At 43.7% G+C, this 3,417-nt stretch carries 2 protein-coding genes and 1 pseudogene; all 3 read left to right on the forward strand.

From position 1 onward, the window contains the following. The first annotated feature begins 334 nt into the window (after window positions 1–334). The 3 genes and pseudogenes from VB713_RS13905 (at window position 335) to VB713_RS13915 (ending at window position 3,301) form a co-directional block, all read left to right on the forward strand. The gene (locus tag VB713_RS13905; RefSeq protein ID WP_323312112.1) at window positions 335–904 is read left to right on the forward strand and encodes a recombinase family protein; all 570 of its coding nucleotides are present in this window, start codon (window positions 335–337) and stop codon (window positions 902–904) included. After that, a pseudogene (locus VB713_RS13910) lies at window positions 894–2,340 on the forward strand (IS481 family transposase). The gene VB713_RS13905 and the pseudogene VB713_RS13910 overlap by 11 nt, the downstream one beginning before the upstream one ends. Continuing rightward, window positions 2,330–3,301 carry an ExeA family protein gene (locus tag VB713_RS13915; protein WP_323312113.1) on the forward strand — a complete coding sequence of 324 codons (972 nt, stop codon included), beginning with the start codon at window positions 2,330–2,332 and terminating at the stop codon, window positions 3,299–3,301. Before VB713_RS13910 ends, VB713_RS13915 begins: the two are co-directional and overlap by 11 nt. Window positions 3,302–3,417: the final 116 nt, after the last annotated feature.

Genomic DNA, 3,417 nt, shown 5'->3' on the forward strand with positions numbered 1-3,417 from the left:
GCCAGAATTAATTGCAACTGAACCAGGATTAAATGCAACCAACCTGCAATCATCCGTTTCAACCAGGATTATTTGCAACTGACCGAAAGTCCTATTAAATCGTTGTTGAGCAGTTTACTCAAAAAACGCTCCAACTTATCAACGCCACTATTTGAACTTCAGCCAGGATTAATTGCAACTGAGAGTAAAAGAAACGACCGTTTTTTTTACTCCCATTATTACCATCAAGCAGAACCAGAACCGGAATCAAATTTAGTAAAGAAACTCGGTAATTAAATCAAAGGCAACATATACTGTGAGGTAACGAGTTTATTTACTTGTTGGGGTTCCAAGTATGTTGATAGGCTATGCCCGAATTTCAACAGATGACCAAAATCTGAACCTGCAAATGGATGCTTTGCAGCTAGCTGGTTGCGAGAAAATTTACTCCGACCGGATCAGCGGTGCAAAAGCAGAACGACCTGGACTCTCCTTAGCATTGGAAGTAGCACGGACTGGTGATGTTTTGGTGGTATGGCGACTAGACCGCTTAGGAAGGTCGCTCAAAGATTTGATTGAAATGATGGCAACCTTAGATAAGCGAGGAATTGGGCTTTCTAGCTTGCAAGAATCCATCATCACCACGAATAACAGTGGTAGATTGATTTTCCATTTGTTTGGTGCATTGGCTGAATTTGAGCGCAACCTCATCCGTGAACGCACGACTGCTGGACTTGTAGCAGCACGAGGGCGTGGTCATAGGGGAGGTAGACCAAAAGCCCTAGATCCAACTAAACGTCAATTAGCAGTAAGACTTTATACCGAAAAACAATACACAATTATTGAAATATGTAAGTTGATGGGAATTTCCAAACCAACGCTCTACAACTATATTGCAGAGATAAAAACTGAACATGGTACATAAGCAAATCTCTGTAGAGGCACTTATTAATTTACGCCACCGCCTCGACGGATTGCCTAGCCGTTGTCAAGAGCGGCGAATTCTCATCGAAGAGACAGCAGCATTATATGGAGTGTCAACAGATACGCTATATCGCGCCTTGCGTAACTCATCACGCCCCAAATCCATAAATCGCTCAGATAGCGGAACACCCAGAAAACTTTCACTTGCGGAAATGGAACGTTACTGCGAGGTAATCGCGGCCATGAAAATCCGCACTAGTAACAAGAAAGGGCGACATATCTCCACAGTCCGGGCGATTGAACTGTTGGAGGAGTTTGGGATGGAAACACCCGATGGTTTTGTCCAACCAGATAAAGGTGCGTTAACTAGAAGCACCGTCAATTATTACTTAAAAACGTGGGGGTATGATCAAGAACGCATGACCAGGCAACCGCCTGCGGTGCGTTTTCAAGCAGAATACAGCAACGAATGTTGGCATTTCGACCTCAGCCCATCTGATTTAAAACACGTAAAACAGCCATCATGGGTAGAACCGGGTAGAGGTAATCCATTACTGATGCTTTATAGTATTGTTGATGACCGTAGTGGTTTATGTTATCAAGAATACCACTGTGTTTATGGGGAGGATGTGGAAGCTGCATTACGTTTCTTATTTAATGCGATGACAGCGAAAACAACCGACGGGTTTGCCTTTCAGGGGATTCCAGAGATGATTTATACCGATAACGGACCCATTGCGAAAAGCCACATATTTCAAAATGTGATGGATTGTCTGAGAATCAATCTTGTTACTCATATGCCTGCGGGTAAAGATGGTCGTCGGGTAACAGCCCGCTCCAAAGGCAAAGTAGAAAGACCTTTTCGGACAGTCAAAGAAGCTCACGAGACTTTGTATCACTTTCACGAACCGGAAAGCGACATTGAAGCTAACTTATGGTTGCGCCAATATTTGTTGCATTACAACGACAAACCACACCGCATCGAGCCGCATTCTCGGATGGAAGATTGGTTGCGAAATATACCTAAGTCTGGCTTACGTTCGATGTGTAGTTGGGAGCGATTCTGTACCTTTGCCCGCGAACCACAACGCCGGAAAGTGGGAACGGATGCTAGGGTATCGGTAGAGGGTGTGGCTTATGAGGTAGAACCTGACTTAGCAGGAGAAACTGTTTCTGGTGGATAAGTATAAGGAATTGGAGCCAACTGTTACACCTTTTAACGACCCTGACCCATACCAAGAATTTACTTATCCGACTGTATTGTTTGCTAAGAGGGCGATTTCTGAACAACTGGCCAAACCTTTGGCTAAATTGTCTCCTGAACAGTTGGCATTCATTGATGCCCTGCTGGCTGAGACTCTGAATAAAAAAGCGATTATTGAACGAGTGCGGCAATATTTCCGCTCCAATCAAGGAGAGGAACAAAATGCTCACTGAAGTTATGGAACACTTTCGGTTGCTCAGAGAGTTCCGCAAGGCTGGCTACTATGAGACAGAACACCAAAAACAATTGTTTAAGGATATTAAAGTCGCAATCCATTCAGGAAAGCTGGTTGCCATTACGGGAATTATCGGGTGTGGCAAGACGACGACTTTACGACGTTTGTTTGAGGTTTTGGAGAAAGAAGGCAAGATTTTAGTCTCGAAATCGCTTTCTGTTGATAAAAACCGAGCGACGCTACCAACACTGATTGCTGCCTTATTTTACGATTTAGCAACAGATAAGGAAATTAAAATTCCTGCACTTGGGGAAAAACGAGAACGGGAACTGCGTGACTTGATTAGAAAAGGTAAAAAGCCTGTGGCGTTGTTTGTAGATGAGGCTCACGACTTACATTACAGTACGCTCACAGGACTCAAACGTTTAATTGAGGTAGTTGAAGACGGTGGTGGTACGCTTTCAGTTGTGTTGGCTGGTCATCCTAAGCTGAAAAATGATTTACGCCGTCCAACTATGGAAGAAATTGGCTATCGGGCAACTGTCTTTTCCTTGGAGGGTATTGTTGGTAGTCAAAAAGAATATATTGAATGGTTGGTATCTAAATGTACTACTGAAGATACTCAAATAAGTGACATATTGGAGCCGGATGCTATTGACTTACTTGCCACGCGGTTGAGGACACCATTGCAAATCGAGCAACATTTGACACTAGCTTTCGAGGCTGCATACCTCTTTGGAGAAAAAACTGTTACCACAGCGATTATTGAGTCGGTTTTATCTAAGCAAATTGACGATTTGGAACCCACCTTAACCCGGCATGGCTACGATGTAAGAGGCTTGGCGGAACAGTTCAATGCCAAACCAGCGGAAATTAAATTGCTGTTTCGCGGACAACTTGACCCAGCGCGATCTCGTGAATTACACGAGCAAATGTTGGCGGCGGGACTGCCACTTTGAGCGGATTGAAACTGCGATAAAAATGTTAATATTTATAGTTGCATTTAATCCTGGTTGAAAGCGATGATTGCAGGTTGGTTGCATTTAATCCTGGTTCAGTTGCAATTAATTCTGGT

This window comes from Anabaena cylindrica UHCC 0172, assembly GCF_034931625.1.
Classification (GTDB): domain Bacteria; phylum Cyanobacteriota; class Cyanobacteriia; order Cyanobacteriales; family Nostocaceae; genus Anabaena; species Anabaena cylindrica_A.